The organism is Cupriavidus sp. 05T42, from assembly GCF_056396345.1.
In genome coordinates this window covers 219054-235252 of the sequence record NZ_JBFTLH010000004.1, presented here as the reverse complement: position 1 = coordinate 235252, position 16199 = coordinate 219054, and the positions used below count along the sequence as shown (strand labels likewise).

Genomic DNA, 16199 nt, shown 5'->3' with positions numbered 1-16199 from the left:
GTCCACCATCGGCTAGACCAGATCCAGCCGGCTGCCCAGCCGGTGGATCGCCCGCAGCATCACGCCGTTGCGGGGCCATAGCGCCAGCTTGGTCCGCACGCGCGAGAGGTGGCTGTCCACGGTGCGCGCGTGTGTGTGCACCCCGCCGTCCGGCCAGACGTGCCGGATCATCGCCTCGCGCAGCACCAGCGTGCCCAGGTTGCGGAACAGCAGAAGGGCCAGCGCAAACTCCTTTGGCGCCAGCGCCACKGGCACACCGGCCACCCAGGCCTGCCGCTCGGCCGTGACGAAGCGATAGACGCCGCTCACGAGTTGCTCGGGCATGTCGCCGAAGCCCSCCGGCGCCACGGTGCCGGCCAGMATTCCCGGTACTGCCGCGCGCCGCGCCAGCGCCTCCACGCGCGCCAGCAACTCGGCCCCGCGCCCCGCCTCGCCCACGTAGGCATCGGCGCCCGCCGCCAGGCAGGCCGCCACCTGTGCGTCGTCGTCGCCCCGGCCCAGCATCATCACCGGCACGCCTTGTCCGAGCGTGTCGCGCACCCATTTCAGCACGTCGCACGCGGCCGTCGCGGCGGCGATGGAACTGGCGCGGTCCAGCAGCAGCACGTCGTAGCGGGCATCCCGCACCGCGTCCGTCATCGACTTTCCACACCCGAAGCAGCGCACGACATGCCCGCCCCGATGCAGCGCGTGCCTGAGCATTCCGGCGCGGGACGGGTTGTCCGCCAGCGCGGCGATCTTCACGATGGGCCTCCCTCGGCTTGTTTCAATGCGGCCATGGTAGGCCGCGCGCCGGCCGGCACGAAGTAAACATTTGTTGCCGACTAAAAATGAGCATCGTCTTATAGGGTTGCGACGCGTCCCGGCCTCTAATGCTCGGATGGCAGACAACGGATGCGCCTCGGGGGCGCGCAACGACGATGGGATTGAGGATAGCTTCGCTGGAGCCAGACGCCGGCCACGCCGCGCGGATTCGGGAGATCGTGACCGCCGCCGGGCACGAGTGCGTGACGTTCGACGACGGCCGGCGCATGCTGCTGACGCTGCGCAAGGTCACGTTCGACCTGCTGCTGCTGGACTGGCACGCGCCGCAGGTCAGCGGCCGCGAGGTGCTGGCGTGGGTGCGCGCCCATCTGGACGCCCGCGTGCCGGTGATGTTCCTGACCGGGCTGGACAACGAGCGGGACATCGTGGCGACGCTGGCAGCGGGCGCGGACGACTACATGGTCAAGCCGATCCGCCCGCAGGAACTGGCCGCGCGGATCGAGGCGCTGCTGCGCCGCGCGTACCCGGACCTGCGGCAGTCGCGCGACGGCAGCATGGCCTGGGGCTGCTTCGCCTTCCACCTGGCCACCCGGGCCTCGACATGCCACGGCCAGAAGGTGGCGCTGACGCCCAAGGAATTCGACCTCGCGCTACTGCTGTTCCGCAACGCCGGCCGGGTGGTGCCGCGCGAACACATGGTGGTGGCGGTCTGGGGGCGCGACATCCCGCCGATGTCCCGCACCATCGACACCCACATCTCCCGCGTGCGCAACAAGCTGGGCCTCTGGCCCGACAACGGCGTGCGCATCGTCCCGCTGTACACGCATGGCTATCGGCTGGAGTTGCTCGGCGAGGAGGGGTTGGCGGGGCCTGCACCCAAGCCCGACGCCGCGCCGGCCGGCGGCTCCCGCAGGCGCCGTGGAACGGGCCGCCAGCCGGTGCTGGGCCCCAATCGCTGATGACGGCAGGAACGACCCGCCGCCCTGAAAAACAAAAAGGCACCCGAAGGTGCCTTTCTGCGATGCGGTCAGACCAACAATCAGAAGATGTGGCGGATACCTGCGGCCACGCCCGTCTGGTTGTTCTTGCCAGGCATTTCGGCCTGCACAGCGCCCGTGACCTTGTTGTAGTCGACGGTGCCGTACACCTGGGTACGCTTGGACAGCGAGTACTCGGCCAGCAGCACGCCGGTGTAGCGGTTGCCGCTGCTTTCCACGCCGTTCTTGTCCTTCACGTGGTCGCCGTAGAACACGCCGGTCACGGCCAGGGCCGGGCTGACCTGGTAGGTCATGCCGACGTAGCCGATCATGTCCTTGCGCGGCGTGTTGGCGGCGCCGGCGGCGATGGCGTTCTGGGCGGCAACCGTGGTCGTGGCGGCCGAGCGGTTCAGGAAGCCATTGTCGATCGTACCGGTGGCGTMACGGCCGCCGACGTAACCGAGGAACAGCTTGGCTGCGCCGATGGTGTACTTACCAGCCAGGCCCCACATCTGCTGGCGCTCGCTGCTGGCGTTGCGGAATTCCTGGTACACGGCGCCGATGCCGAACGGCCCGATGTCGTACGAGGCACGGGTGCCCCAGTACTGGTTGCGCGTCATGCTGCCGGCGGTCTCACCGAAGCCGTAGCTGGCGCCCACGTTCAGGCCCGCGAACGCGCCCGAGTAGCTCACCACGTTGTCGGTACGGATCTGGGTCAGGAAGAACGGCCAGGCGTTGTTGTCGTAGTTACCGATGGTCAGCGGGTCGAAGTCGCCGAACAAATTAAACCCTTCGGTGTACTGGCGGCCCAGCTTGACTGCGCCGAAGTCACCGGCCAGGCCCACATAGGCCTGACGACCGAACATACGGCCACTCGGGTTGGCGGTGCTGACCTGGTTGGAACGACCCGTATCCGGATCGAAGCCGTTTTCCAGCTGGAAGATGGCCTTCAGGTTGTTGCCCAGTGCTTCGCTGCCCTTGATGCCCCAACGGCTGTTGGTGATCGCGCCGTTGGTCAGCTGCGTCTGGCTGTGGTTGCCGGCGTCGGCGTTGGTCTGGAAGCGAATGCTCTGGTCAACGATACCGTACAGCGTCACCGACGTCTGTGCGTAGGCGCTGCCGGCCAGCAGGCTGCCAATGGCGAGGGTGAGTAGCGATTTCTTCATGGTGCTCCTTTTCTGTCTTGTGGTTGTGCCGTAACCGGATCACGGCCGGCACAAAGGTTTACGTTTGCAGTAAACGCCGCGAAAATTTAACAAAACACGGAACTTTCGGACATAAAAGCAGCGTGAACCGGCACTCTAGAGAGACATTTGGTGCAATTCCGTTGGTTTGTCGCTACACAATGTCACACCCTCGTGATAATGGTGCATTGCAGCGTGCGCCATGGCAGTGCATGGACGTGGGAGGCGAGCGGTGGGGCGGCTGTGCAGGCGCGATTGCAGCCACCACGTGGATGGTTGCTGCAATGCAAAAACCCCTCCTTGCGAGGGGCGGGTTATCCCTTAGTTAATGGGATAACGGCGCACGGAAGGTATCCGCGCGCCGTTCAGGACCGGGAAACTCGAATTAATTCGAAAACCGAAAAACGAATACCGAAAATGCCGAAGGGCAATCAGTTTTGCGGGATTTCGATTTTCACCTCGAGCACTTCGAGGTTGTCCTGGCGCTCCAGGCTGACGCGCAGGTCCTGGTCGCTGATCTTCACGTACTTGGAAATCACGGCCACCAGCTCGCGCTGGAGGGCCGGCAGGTAATCGGCCGGCGCGGAATGGCCGGTGCGCTCATGGGCGAGGATGATCTGCAGCCGCTCTTTGGCGACCGACGCTGACTTCTTCTTCTCCCCCAGCAGGAAGGACAGGATCGACATAGGGATGAGTCCTCCTTACTTGTTACCGAAGATGCGCGAGAGCAGGCCCGGCTTCTGGTAGTCGGTGAAACGCATCGGCTTGTCCTTGCCCAGGAAGCGGTCCACCACGTCGCCATAGGCGTCGGCCACATCGCTGCCTTCCAGGTGGATGGCGGGCGTGCCCTGGTTGGACGCGTGCAGCACGGCTTCCGATTCCGGTACCACGCCAATCAGCTTGATGCGCAGGATTTCCTGGATGTCGGTCAGCGACAGCATTTCGCCGCCATGCACGCGCTTCGGGTTGTAGCGCGTGATCAGCAGGTGCTCCTTGATCGGCTCGCCGCCCTCGCTGGCACGCTTGGTCTTCGAGGCCAGGATGCCGAGGATGCGGTCCGAGTCGCGCACGGACGAGACTTCCGGGTTGGTCACGACGAGCGCCTCGTCGGCGAAGTACATCGCCATCAGCGCACCGGACTCGATGCCCGCCGGGGAGTCGCAGACGATGAACTCGAAGCCCATGCCCACCAGGCCGTTGATGACCTTTTCCACGCCGTCGCGGGTCAGCGCGTCCTTGTCCCGCGTCTGCGACGCCGGCAGGATGAACAGGTTCTCGCACTTCTTGTCCTTGATCAGCGCCTGGTTCAGGTTGGCTTCGCCCTGGACCACGTTGATCAGGTCATACACCACGCGGCGCTCGCAACCCATGATCAGGTCGAGGTTGCGCAGGCCGACGTCGAAGTCGATCACGGCCGTCTTGTGGCCCCGCAGGGCCAGGCCGGCGGCGAAGCTCGCGCTGGTGGTGGTCTTGCCAACGCCTCCCTTGCCGGAGGTCACAACGATGATTTTTGCCATGGCTCTATGGTCCAGTATGGGTGCAGGGTATTTCGTACCGGGCGGGCCGGCCGTACCGATGGGTTAGCGCGGTTATTTCATCCGCAGCGGTTCGAGAATCAACTTTTCGTCAGCCAGGCGCACCTGGGCCGACTTGCCGAGCACATCGGCCGGGAGCGTCTGCTCGGCGGTCCGATAGATGCCGGCGATGGAAATCAGCTCGGGCTCCAGGCACGTGCAGAAGATGCGCGCGTCCGGGTTGCCCTTGACACCCGCCAGCGCGCGTCCGCGCAGCGGGGCATAGATATGGATGTTGCCTTCGGCGATGACCTCGGCGCCGTAGCTGACCAGGTCCAGGATCACCACGTCGCCCTGCGCGTAGATCTGCTGGCCGGAGCGCAACGGCTTGTCGATCAGCAGGGTCGGCACCGCGCGCGGGGCGGCGGCAGCGGCCATGATCTCGGCGATATCCGAGGCCGTGTTGTTGACTGGCGCGGCTTCGGCGGCGGGGGATTCAGGGGTTTCGGCGGCCTTGGGGGCGCCTGGGGCGGCAGCCGTCGCCGCTTCGTCCCGGCCGCCACGGCGGCTCTGGCTCTCCAGCAGCGGCAGACCGAAGGCTTCGGCCCAGGCGCGCTGGTCGTCGCGCGCCACCACGCCGATGGCCCGGGCCCGCAGGGTGGCCAGCGTGTCGATCACGCGGTCCAGCGCCAGGCGGTCGTCGCCTTCCAGGCGGCGCAGGTCCAGCGCCACCACGTCATTGGAGAAGAAATCGGGGGTCGATTCGAAGCGGGAGAGGAGATCATCCCGCAGCGCCTCGATGTCGGCGGTCTTGAGGGCGAGAAGGAGGGCGTCGACGTTGCCACTGCGCAGCTCGAAGCGTGGCGATTTCTTCTGAGACATAGTCGGTGACCGTGGAAATGCCACATTCTAACGTCGGTTCTCCGGCGAACTGTAACAATTCTCGAACCCGGCGCCGAACGTGCCCGATGCGGGGCTTCCCGGCCGGATCGCGCGCCTAAAGTGCCGGGCGATGCCGCTTACGCTCGCAGAAGGGTGACGCTCTTGTTACGATTGCGCATCTCGACAACGGAGTTCCCATGGGCGCCATCGTCAATTGCGCGGCCTATCGTCAAGGCAAGAAGCTGGGTCCGGTCGAATTCGACGCCCTCGCCGGCGTACTGTCCGAGCCCGGCACCTTTGTCTGGCTGGGCCTGCACGAACCGGACCTGGCGTTGCTGCGCAAGGTCCAGCAGGCGTTCGGGCTGCACGACCTCGCCGTGGAGGACGCCCTGGACGCCCACCAGCGGCCCAAGCTGGAAACCTACGGCGATTCGGTCTTCGTGGTGCTCAATACCGCGCAACTGGTCGGGGAGGAGGTGGTGGTGGGAGAGACGCACCTGTTCGTCGGCCCGAACTACGTGGTTTCGGTACGGCACGGCGCCAGTTCCACCTACGCCCCGGTGCGCGAGCGCTGCGAGAGCGACCCGCAGGGGCTGGCCAACGGCCCCGGCTATGTGCTCTATGCGCTGATGGACTTCGTGGTGGACCACTACCTGCCCATCGTCAACCGGCTCGAGGACAACTTCGAGACGCTAGAGCAGGACATTTTTMGCGATGAATTCGATCGTGCCGCCATCGAACGGCTGTACCAGGTCAAGCACCAGGTGCTGCGGCTGCGCAACGCGGTCTATCCGGTGGAGGACATCTGCAGCCAGCTGATCCGGCTGCACGAGGAACTGGTGCCGAAGGAGCTGCGCGCCTATTTCCGCGACATCGAGGACCACGCCAGCCGCATCGTCCGCACGCTGGACGTGGTGCGCGAGATGCTGACCACGGCGGTCCAGGTCAACCTGGCGCTGGTCACGGTGGGCCAGAACGAGGTGGTCAAGCGGCTGGCCGGCTGGGGCGCCATCCTCGCCGTGCCGACCGTGATCTTCAGCCTCTACGGCATGAATTTCAGCTTTATGCCAGAGCTGAAGCTCCATTACGCCTATCCGGTGGTCATCGGCGTGACCGCCACGGCCTGCACCTGGCTCTGGCGCAAGTTGCACCGGGCGGGCTGGATCTAGCCCAGTCCGGCTCAGCCGCCATGGCTGGAAAACGGCGCCACGCCTGGCGTTGGCGCCGTTTTTATATCTTCTTTACACCACCCCTCCCCCTCTCTACCCCGTTTTTACCCCGCCGTCCCTAATCTCCAGAACGTGAAGTCAACGTGAATCCTTCACGTTTTTCCTATTTGGGGTTTGTATGGACGGGATCTATTTCCTCGTGTTGCTGGCCTTCGGCGCGCTGACCGGCGCGCTGCTGGCACTGTGCGCCGCGCTGGGCGCCAACCCGCCGTCTGCGCGGCAGACGGACGACGAGCGGGGGCGCTGATGGACTGGACCGACATCCTGAGCGGKGCCCTGGCCGCCGCGATCTTCCTCTACCTGCTTTTTGCCCTGTTCCGGCCGGAGAAATTCTGATGTCCACGCCGTTGTCCACACAATTCATCGGGCTGCTGGTCCTGTACCTCGCGATCCTGTTCGCGATGGCGCCGTTCCTCGGCCGCTACATGCGCCGCGCGCTGGAGGAGGGCGACTATCGCCTGACCGCCTGGGGCCGCCCTCTTGAGCGCGCGCTCTACCGTCTGGCCGGCGTGCGCGCGGACGCGGAGATGKGCTGGAAGCAGTACGCCATCGCCGTCCTCGTCTTCAACGTGCTCGGCGTGGTCTTCGTCTATGCGATCCAGCGCCTGCAAGGCATGCTGCCGCTGAACCCGCAGGCGTTCGGCGCGATCTCGCCCGACTCCTCGTTCAACACCGCCATCAGCTTCGTCAGCAATACCAACTGGCAGGGCTACGCCGGTGAATCGACGATGAGCTACCTCACGCAGATGCTGGCGCTGACGATGCAGAACTTCGTCTCGGCGGCCACTGGCATTGCGGTGGTGTTTGCGCTGATCCGCGGCTTCGCGCGCCACGGCGCCGCCACGCTCGGCAATTTCTGGGTCGATCTGGTGCGCACCACGCTCTATGTGCTGCTGCCGCTGTCCTTGATTACCGCGCTGCTGCTGGTCAGCCAGGGCGTGATCCAGAACTTCGACCGCTACCAGGATGCAGCGCTGGTCTCGGAACTCACCTACACCCAGCCCAAGGTGGATGCGGCCGGCCAGCCCGTGCTCGACACCGCCGGCCAGCCCGTGACGGAGACCGTCAAGACCCGCACGCAGTCCTTGGCGATGGGTCCGGTGGCCTCGCAGGAAGCCATCAAGATGCTCGGCACCAACGGTGGCGGCTTCTTCAATGCCAACTCGGCGCACCCCTACGAGAACCCCACGCCGTTCACGAATTTCGTGGAAATGCTAGCCATCTTCCTGATCCCGGCGGCGCTGTGCTTCGCCTTCGGCGAGATGGTGCGTGACCGCCGGCAGGGCGTGGCGGTGCTGGCGTCGATGACCGTGATCTTCGTGGTCATGGCGATTGCCGCCGTGGTGTCCGAGCAGCAGGTCAACGCGGCGCTGACGTCGCTGGGTATCGACCACGTGGCCTCTGCGCTCCAGGCCGGCGGCAACATGGAAGGCAAGGAAGTGCGATTCGGCATCTCGGCGACCTCCCTGTTCGCGACGATCACCACGGCGGCGTCGTGCGGCGCGGTGAACGGCATGCACGACTCGTTCACGGCCATCGGCGGGCTGGTGCCGATGCTGCTGATGCAGCTGGGTGAAGTGGTGTTCGGCGGCGTGGGTTCGGGCCTGTACGGCATGCTGGTCTACGCGGTGCTGGCGGTGTTCATCGCCGGGCTGATGATTGGCCGCACGCCGGAATACCTCGGCAAGAAGATCGAAGCCTACGAGATGAAGATGACCGCCGTGGCGATCCTCGTCACGCCACTGCTGGTGCTCGTGGGTACGGGCATCGCGGTCATGACCGAGGCCGGCCGCGCGGGGGTGTTCAACCCCGGCACGCACGGTTTCTCGGAAATCCTCTATGCCCTCTCGTCGGCGGCGAACAACAACGGCAGCGCGTTCGCGGGCCTCTCCGCCAACACGCCGTTCTATAACGGGCTGCTCGCCGCGGCAATGTGGTTCGGCCGCTTCTGGATCATCGTGCCGGTACTGGCGATGGCCGGCTCGCTGGCCGCCAAGCGCCGCACCCCGCCTACCGCCGGCACCATGCCGACGCACGGCCCGCTGTTCGTGGTGCTGCTGGTGGGCTCGGTCCTGCTGGTAGGCGCGCTKACCTATGTGCCGGCGCTGGCGCTGGGCCCGGTGGCCGAGCAGTTGCAGCACATCCCGGCCGCCACTCAGGCGGTGGCCCGGTAATCGTGGAGAATCGTATGCAGCAAGACACTACGGTGACGCGCACTTCGGTGGCGCGTACCCCGCGTCAGGTTCCGGCCCGGGGCGGCATGTTCGCGCCCGAGCTGGTCAAGCCGGCCATCGTCGACGCCTTCAGGAAACTGTCGCCGCGCGCCCAGTTGCGCAATCCGGTGATGTTCGTGGTCTACGCGGGCAGCGTGCTCACGTCGATCCTGTTCCTGCGCGCCCTGTTCAGCCCCGTGCAGGGTGGGGAATCGGCCGGCTTCATCCTGGCCATCTCCATCTGGCTGTGGTTCACGGTGCTGTTCGCCAACTTCGCCGAAGCCATGGCCGAAGGCCGCAGCAAGCAGCAGGCTGCCGCGCTGCGGGGGCTGAAGACCACGGTGACGGCACGCGTGCTGCGCCCGGGCCGGACCAACATCCGGGCCGATGGCGCCACCGAGGCGCGCATCGCCACGGACCTGCGTCGCGGTGACGTGGTGCTGGTCCAGGCCGGCGACATGATCCCCGGCGACGGCGACGTGATCGAAGGCGTGGCCTCGGTCGACGAGTCCGCCATCACGGGCGAGTCCGCACCGGTGATCCGCGAGTCCGGCGGCGATTTCTCGTCGGTCACGGGCGGCACGCGCGTGCTGTCCGACTGGATCGTGGTGCGCATCACCGCCAACCCCGGCGAGAGCTTTATCGATCGCATGATCGGCATGGTGGAAGGCGCCAAGCGCCAGAAGACCCCCAACGAGCTGGCGCTGACCATCCTGCTGGTGGGCCTGACGCTGGTCCTGCTGCTGGCCACGGCCACGCTGCAACCGTTCTCTCTATATAGCGTGATGGTGGCCAAGGCCGGCGTGCCGGTCTCGGTGACGGTGCTGGTGGCCCTGCTGGTGTGCCTGATCCCGACCACCATTGGCGGCCTGCTGTCCGCCATCGGCGTGGCCGGCATGAGCCGGATGATGGAGGCGAATGTGATCGCCACGTCCGGCCGGGCCGTGGAAGCTGCTGGCGATGTGGACGTGCTGCTGCTCGACAAGACCGGCACGATCACGCACGGCAACCGCCAGGCCGCGCGCTTTATCTGCGCACCGGGCGTGACCCCGCGCCAGTTGGCCGAAGCCGCCTGGCTGTCGTCGCTGGCTGATGAGACGCCGGAAGGCCGCAGCATCGTGGCGCTGGCCCGCCAGCAGCCCGACGCCACCGTCCCCGAAATGGGCGGCAAGGGCCTGGACGCCCCCGTGTTCGTTCCCTTCACCGCCCAGACCCGCATGAGTGGCGTGGACGTCACCCACGGCGCGCGGGTGCGCAGCGTGCGCAAGGGCGCCGCCGATGCGGTACGCCGCTACGTGGCCGACCGCGCCGGCAAGTTCCCCGATGCCGTGATGCAGGCCGTGGACGATGTGGCGCGCGCCGGCAGCACGCCGCTGGTAGTGGCGGAGGCGATCTCCGAAGGCACCGAGGACAGCGTGCGCGTGCTCGGCGTGGTCGAACTCAAGGACATCGTCAAGACCGGTATCCGCGAGCGCTTTGGCGAACTGCGCCGGATGGGCATCCGCACGGTGATGATCACCGGCGATAACCGCCTCACGGCGGCGTCGATCGCGGCGGAAGCCGGCGTGGACGACTTCCTGGCCGAAGCCACCCCCGAAGCCAAGCTGGCGCTGATCCGCGAGTACCAGCGCGAGGGCCGCCTCGTCGCCATGACCGGCGACGGCACCAACGACGCCCCGGCGCTGGCCCAGGCCGACGTGGCCGTGGCCATGAACAGCGGCACGCAGGCGGCGCGCGAGGCCGGCAACATGGTCGACCTGGACAGCAATCCGACCAAGCTGATCGAGATCGTCGAGATCGGCAAGCAGATGCTGATGACGCGCGGCTCGCTGACCACGTTCAGCGTGGCCAACGACGTGGCCAAGTACTTCGCGATCATTCCGGCCGCCTTCGCCACCACCTATCCGCAGCTCAACCTGCTGAACGTGATGGGGCTGGCCACGCCGGCGTCCGCGATCCTGTCGGCGGTGATCTTCAACGCGCTGATCATTGTCGCCCTGATTCCGCTGGCACTGCGCGGCGTGGTCTACCGCCCGCTCGGGGCGGCCGTGCTGCTGCGCCGGAACCTGCTGATCTACGGGCTGGGCGGCATCATCGTGCCGTTCGCGGGGATCAAGCTGATCGATCTGTTGCTGACGATGTTCGGCTGGGTCTGAGCCGAGTCGTCTAGGAGAAATACGCATGACTACGCAAACCAAGGCCGCCATGGGCGCCGCCGCAAACAACGTACCGCGCCAGCCGGGGCTGCTTCGGCCGGCGCTGACGATCTTCGTCGGCCTGGCGGTGGTGACCGGGCTGCTGTATCCCGGCGCGGTGACCGGCATCGCCCGCGCGGTGTTCCCGCACGAGGCCGCCGGCTCGCTGATCGAGAAGGATGGGAAGGTGGTCGGCTCGGCGCTGATCGGCCAGCCGTTCTCCGAGCCGAAGTACTTCTGGGGCCGCCTGTCGGCCACGGCGCCGATGCCGTACAACGCGGCGGCGTCGGTGGGCTCGAACCTCGGCCCGAGCAACCCGGCGCTGACGGACGCGGCGCGGGCGCGCATCGAGGCGCTGCAGGCCGCCGACCCCGACAACAAGGCGCCGGTGCCGGTGGATCTGGTGACGGCCTCGGGCAGCGGCCTCGATCCGCACATCAGCCCGGCGGCGGCCCGCTACCAGGCGGCGCGCGTGGCGCGTCTGCGCGGGCTGTCGGTGGCGCAGGTGGAGGCCCTGATCTCGGCGAACACGGAAGGCCCGGGGCTGGCCGTGTTCGGCGAGCCCGGGGTGAATGTGCTGAAGCTGAACCTTGCGCTGGATGGGGTGAAGCGGGGCGCCTGATGGAATGGATGCGCCAGCCCACGGCCGCCGGCCCCGTGGCAGAATCCGTCCCACCGCCCCCTCTACCATGACCCTCGCCGACAACCGCCCGGACCCCGACGCCCTGCTGCAACGCATGCAGGAGGAGGGCGCGCGCGCCGGGCGCGGCAAGCTGCGGGTCTACTTCGGCGCCTCGGCCGGCGTGGGCAAGACATTTGCGATGCTCACCGCCGCCCGCGCGCTGCGCACGCAGGGGGTGGATGTGGTGGTGGGCGTCGTGGAGACCCACGGCCGCGCCGAAACCGAGGCGCTGGTCGCCGGGCTGGACAGCGTGCCGCTGCGCGAGATGCCCTACCGCGACCGCATCCTCAAGGAATTCGATCTCGATGGCGTGCTCGCGCGCCATCCCGCGCTGGTGCTGGTGGACGAACTGGCCCACACCAACGCCGCCGGCAGCCGGCATCCCAAGCGCTGGCAGGACATCGCCGAACTGCTGGCCGCCGGCATCGACGTCTGGACCACGGTCAACGTGCAGCATCTGGAGAGCCTGAACCAGGCCGTGGGCGGCATCACGGGCGTGCGGGTCTGGGAGACCGTGCCCGATGCCGTGTTCGATGACGCCGATGACGTCGTCCTGGTGGACCTGCCCGCCGACGAACTGCTGCGCCGGCTGCGCGAGGGCAAGGTCTACCTGCCCGAGCAGGCCCGCCACGCCGCGCGCAATTTCTTCCGCAAGGGCAACCTGATCGCGCTGCGCGAGCTGGCGCTGCGGCGCACGGCGGATCGTGTCGATGACGACGTGCGCGCCTATCGCGACGCCCAGTCGATCGAACCGGTCTGGCGCACGCGCGAGGCGCTGGTKGCCTGTATCGGCACCGGCGACGACGCCGAGCAGGTGGTGCGCAGCGCGCGCCGGCTGGCCAGCCAGCTCGACTGCGACTGGCACGTGGTGACGATTGCCACGCCCCGGCTGGTGCCGCTGTCCACCKAGGTGCGCACCCGCGTGCGCGCGGCAATGCGGCTGGCCGAGGAACTGGGCGCCCGCACCGAGACGCTGGCCGGACACGATATGGTGCGCGCGGTCACCGGCTACGTGCGCCGCCACAATCTCACCAAGGTGCTGGTGGGCCGCGCGCGCACCGACTGGCAGCATGAAGGCGGATGGCTCGAACAGGGCCGCATGCTGCTGGGGCGCGCGTTGTCGCCGGTGCTGGGCGCCGGCAACCGGTTGATCGGCCGCCAGACCTTCGCCGATGCGCTGGCGGCCGGCTGCCCTGAAATCGACGTGATCCGCGTGGCGGCCGACACCACACGCGCGGCGCCGCTGCCGGCCACGCAGGGCCTGCCGGCAGGGGCGATGTCCGAGGAAAACGTCGCCGAATCGGGTACGCGCCGCCTCGACTATGTCTGGTCGGTGGCCTGGTGCGCCGGGGCCACGCTGCTTTCCACGTTCGCCCAGCCCTGGTTCGACATCGTCAACATCGCCATGCTGTTCCTGGCCGCCGTGGTGGGCGTGGCGCTGCGCCATGGGCGGGGGCCGGCGGCGCTGGCGTCGGTGCTGTCGGTGGGGGCGTTCGATTTCTTTATCGTGCCGCCCCGGCTCTCGTTCGCCGTCAGCGACGTGCAGTATTTGCTGACCTTCGTCGTGCTGCTGACGGTGGGATTGGTCATTGGCCAGCTCACTGCCGGCCTGCGCGAGCAGGCGAGCGTGGCAGTGCGGCGCGAGACCGATGCCCGCACGCTCTACGAACTGGCGCGCGAGCTGTCGGCGGCGCTGACCACGCAGCAGATCGTCGAGATTGGCGGACGCTTCCTGCGTGCCGCGTTCGACGCCCACGCGTCGTTCTTCCTCGTCTCCGCATCGGGCCGGCTGCTTCCGGTGGCGGATCCCAATGAGACAAGTCCGAAAGAAGGTCGGACCACCAAGGGCGAAGCCATCGACACCGTGCTGGCCCAGTGGGTGTTCGACCATGGCGAAGCGGCCGGCACCGGCACCCACACGCTGCCGGGCAGCACCGTGCTGTACCTGCCGCTGAAGGCGCCGATGCAGACGCGCGGCGTGCTGGCCGTGGAGCCGCACGATTGGGGCGCGCTGGCCGACCCCGCGCTGCGCCGCCAGGCCGATGTGTTCGCCACGCTGATCGCCATCGCCATCGAGCGGCTGCACTATGTGGAGGTGGCGCAGCAGGCGCTGGTGTCGATCGAATCCGAGCAGCTGCGCAGTTCGCTGCTGGCAGCGGTGTCGCACGACCTGCGCACGCCGCTGACCGGGCTGATCGGCATGGCCGAGTCGCTCGCGCGGGCGCCGCTGCCGGCCGATGTGGCGGCCACCGTGGACGCCATGCGCGTCCAGGCCCACCGCATGCGGACGATGGTGGTGAATCTGCTCGACATGGCGCGGCTGCAGCGGCACGACGTGTCGCTGACGCGCGGCTGGCAGTCGATGGAAGAACTGGTGGGCGCGGCGCTGGCGGCGATGCGCGAGGCGCTGGCGGGGCACCCGGTGCAGGTGTCGGGGCTGGCGGCGCTGCCGCTGGTCGAGTGCGACGCCGTGCTGGTGGAGCGCGTGCTCTGCAACCTGCTGGAGAACGCTGCCAAGTACACGCCGCCGGGCACGACGGTGCGCATCGGCGGCGCCGTGGCCGGCGAGATGGTGCAGGTGTTCGTCGAGGACGACGGCCCCGGCGTGCCGGTTGGGCAGGAGCGCCGCATCTTCGAGAAATTCACGCGCGGCGCGCACGAGTCCGCCACGGCAGGCGTGGGGCTGGGCCTGGCGGTGTGCGACGCCATCCTGCAGGCGCACGACGGCCGCATCTGGGTGGAGCCGGTGCACGGCGCGGCGCCGCATGGCGCGCGCTTCACGCTCGCGCTGCCGCGCGGCAATCCGCCGGACATCGAGCCGGAAACCCTGCATGACCTCAACGACCTCAATGATCTGAGCGACCTGAACCAGGTCGCCAGGACGGAACCCTGAACGAGATGCCATTCGACTATTCGCCGACCGTCCTGCTGGTGGAGGACGAGCCCCATATCCGGCGCTTCGTGCGGGAATCCTTGCAGGCCGAGGGCTGCACCGTGCACGAGGCGGAGACGCTCAAGCGCGGGCTGATCGACGCCGGCACGCGCCAGCCAGACGTGGTGATCCTCGATCTCGGCCTGCCCGACGGCGACGGCATGACGCTGATCCGCGAGATGCGTACATGGACGCAGGTGCCGGTGCTGGTGCTATCCGCGCGCACCGAGGAGGCCGACAAGATCGCCGCGCTCGACGCCGGGGCGGACGACTACCTGACCAAGCCCTTCGGCGTGGGCGAACTGGTGGCGCGCGTGCGCGTGCTGCTGCGCCGCCACGCGCGCGCCAATCCGCAGGGCACGCCGACCATCGCCTTCGGCGACGTGCAGGTGGACCTGGCCAACCGCCTCGTCACGCGCGCCGAGGCGCCCGTGCACCTGACCCCCATCGAATACCGGCTGCTGGCGGTGCTGATCGCCCACCGCGGCAAGGTGATGACCCACCGCGAACTGCTGCGCGAGGTCTGGGGCCCGTCGCACGCCGAGAGCAGCCACTACCTGCGCGTGTACATGGGCCACCTGCGCCACAAACTTGAATCCGACCCCGCCCAGCCAGCCCACCTGCTGACCGAGGTCGGCGTCGGCTACCGCTTCGCGGCGTGATCCCCCAGTCTTCTGTGCCGCCCAATCCACGTACATAAGACGACTCGCATTCTGGCGAGCCGGTCGAAGCGTCGTCCGCTACACTGAATTGGTAGCGCCCCGTTCCGTCCGACCCCTGCTCGCCGGAGTCACGTCATGTCTGCCTCCCTTGTCCCGATTCGCCAGGCCGCAGCCGCTGTCATGGCGTGCATGGCATTTCTGGCCTGCGTGCTGTCCGTGGCCCATGCCGCACCGATGCGGGCCGCCACCGAGCCGCCGGCGCCCGCGCAGGCGCAGACGCGCGATGCGGTGACCGCTTACGAGGCTGGGCAGTTCGATGCCGCGCTGCAGGGGTTTGCCGCGGCGGCGCAGAAGGGCAACCGGCTGGCGCAGTTCAACTACGCGATGATGCTGTTGCGTGGCGAGGGCACGTCGCCCAAGCCGCAGGAGGCGCTGGTCTGGCTGCGCAAGGCGGCTGACAACCAGATGACACATGCGCAGTTCACATTGGGCGATCTGAACGAGCGCGGCGAGTTGGTGCCGAAGTCGCTCGTGGAGGCCAATCGCTGGTATGAGCGCGCGGCGCAGGGCGGGCATGTGCAGGCGCAGATGGCGCTGGCCACCAACTACTTCACCGGGCGGGGCGTGGCGCGCGACTACGGCAAGGCGTTCACCTGGTACAGCCGGGCGGCCACAGCCGGCGACGGTGGCGCGCAGTACATCGTCGGCAGCTATTACGAGCGGGGCGAGCCCGGCGTGGTGGACAAGGACATCGAGCAGGCCAAGATCTGGTACGCCCGCGCGGCGGCAGGCGGGGACCCCGGCGCGCTGGCCAAGCTGCGGTCGCTGCTGGAGGAAGGCCTGCGCGCCAAGAGCGGCGGGTCGATGTGAAGCGCCGCGCGCGCCACCTCGTCGGGGCCACGGCGCGGTCTGCCGATAGGGCTCGGTACAAGTCTTGCTTGCTGCATTCCATCCGGCCGATGCC

At 67.8% G+C, this 16199-nt stretch carries 15 protein-coding genes; 10 read left to right on the top strand and 5 right to left on the bottom strand.

The window, feature by feature from the left end; genetic code table 11:
- Nucleotides 1–12 precede the first annotated feature (12 nt).
- The gene (locus AC1EJR_RS07245; protein ID WP_477146940.1) at nt 13–744 is read right to left on the bottom strand and encodes a response regulator transcription factor; all 732 of its coding nucleotides are present in this window, start codon (nt 742–744) and stop codon (nt 13–15) included.
- Nucleotides 745–920: 176 nt separating this feature from the next.
- Between AC1EJR_RS07245 and AC1EJR_RS07240 the strand changes: the two genes are divergently transcribed.
- Nucleotides 921–1724 (top strand): response regulator transcription factor, encoded by an 804-nt coding sequence (locus tag AC1EJR_RS07240; protein WP_477112771.1) that lies wholly within the window; start codon nt 921–923, stop codon nt 1722–1724.
- 80 nt (nt 1725–1804) lie between these two features.
- On the opposite strand, the gene AC1EJR_RS07235 is transcribed toward AC1EJR_RS07240, so the two are convergent.
- From AC1EJR_RS07235 to minC, 4 genes are all read right to left on the bottom strand, one after another.
- Entirely contained in the window at nt 1805–2908 is a 1104-nt protein-coding gene (locus tag AC1EJR_RS07235) for a porin (protein WP_477146939.1), read from the bottom strand.
- A 449-nt stretch (nt 2909–3357) separates the two neighbouring features.
- Nucleotides 3358–3612, bottom strand: a complete 255-nt coding sequence (gene minE / locus AC1EJR_RS07230) for a cell division topological specificity factor MinE (RefSeq protein ID WP_011296252.1) — start codon at nt 3610–3612, stop codon at nt 3358–3360.
- A 15-nt stretch (nt 3613–3627) separates the two neighbouring features.
- Nucleotides 3628–4443 carry a septum site-determining protein MinD gene (gene minD / locus AC1EJR_RS07225; protein WP_092291192.1) on the bottom strand — a complete coding sequence of 272 codons (816 nt, stop codon included), beginning with the start codon at nt 4441–4443 and terminating at the stop codon, nt 3628–3630.
- 72 nt (nt 4444–4515) lie between these two features.
- A complete protein-coding gene (gene minC / locus AC1EJR_RS07220) occupies nt 4516–5322 on the bottom strand; it encodes a septum site-determining protein MinC (protein ID WP_441644112.1) in 807 nt (268 codons plus the stop codon).
- Nucleotides 5323–5519: 197 nt separating this feature from the next.
- On the opposite strand from minC, the gene AC1EJR_RS07215 reads away from it, so the two are divergent.
- From AC1EJR_RS07215 to AC1EJR_RS07175, 9 genes are all read left to right on the top strand, one after another.
- Nucleotides 5520–6491: a magnesium and cobalt transport protein CorA gene (locus AC1EJR_RS07215; RefSeq protein WP_477146938.1), complete on the top strand. Its 972-nt coding sequence runs from the start codon at nt 5520–5522 to the stop codon at nt 6489–6491.
- 178 nt (nt 6492–6669) lie between these two features.
- Nucleotides 6670–6798: a hypothetical protein gene (locus AC1EJR_RS07210; protein ID WP_255370702.1), complete on the top strand. Its 129-nt coding sequence runs from the start codon at nt 6670–6672 to the stop codon at nt 6796–6798.
- On the top strand, nt 6798–6887 hold the full coding sequence (gene kdpF, locus AC1EJR_RS07205; RefSeq protein ID WP_092291198.1) for a K(+)-transporting ATPase subunit F: 90 nt from the start codon (nt 6798–6800) through the stop codon (nt 6885–6887). The genes AC1EJR_RS07210 and kdpF overlap by 1 nt, the downstream gene beginning before the upstream one ends.
- Before the next feature lie 11 nt (nt 6888–6898).
- Nucleotides 6899–8725, top strand: coding sequence for a potassium-transporting ATPase subunit KdpA (kdpA, locus tag AC1EJR_RS07200; protein WP_477146979.1), 1827 nt, complete (start codon nt 6899–6901; stop codon nt 8723–8725).
- A gap of 14 nt (nt 8726–8739) precedes the next feature.
- The gene (kdpB, locus tag AC1EJR_RS07195) at nt 8740–10920 is read left to right on the top strand and encodes a potassium-transporting ATPase subunit KdpB (RefSeq protein WP_441591501.1); all 2181 of its coding nucleotides are present in this window, start codon (nt 8740–8742) and stop codon (nt 10918–10920) included.
- Nucleotides 10921–10945: 25 nt separating this feature from the next.
- Nucleotides 10946–11581: a potassium-transporting ATPase subunit KdpC gene (gene kdpC / locus AC1EJR_RS07190; protein ID WP_441591499.1), complete on the top strand. Its 636-nt coding sequence runs from the start codon at nt 10946–10948 to the stop codon at nt 11579–11581.
- 67 nt (nt 11582–11648) lie between these two features.
- On the top strand, nt 11649–14534 hold the full coding sequence (locus tag AC1EJR_RS07185) for a DUF4118 domain-containing protein (protein ID WP_477146937.1): 2886 nt from the start codon (nt 11649–11651) through the stop codon (nt 14532–14534).
- A 5-nt stretch (nt 14535–14539) separates the two neighbouring features.
- Entirely contained in the window at nt 14540–15235 is a 696-nt protein-coding gene (kdpE, locus tag AC1EJR_RS07180; RefSeq protein ID WP_092291206.1) for a two-component system response regulator KdpE, read from the top strand.
- A gap of 180 nt (nt 15236–15415) precedes the next feature.
- Nucleotides 15416–16105: a tetratricopeptide repeat protein gene (locus tag AC1EJR_RS07175; RefSeq protein ID WP_369823465.1), complete on the top strand. Its 690-nt coding sequence runs from the start codon at nt 15416–15418 to the stop codon at nt 16103–16105.
- Nucleotides 16106–16199 lie beyond the last annotated feature (94 nt).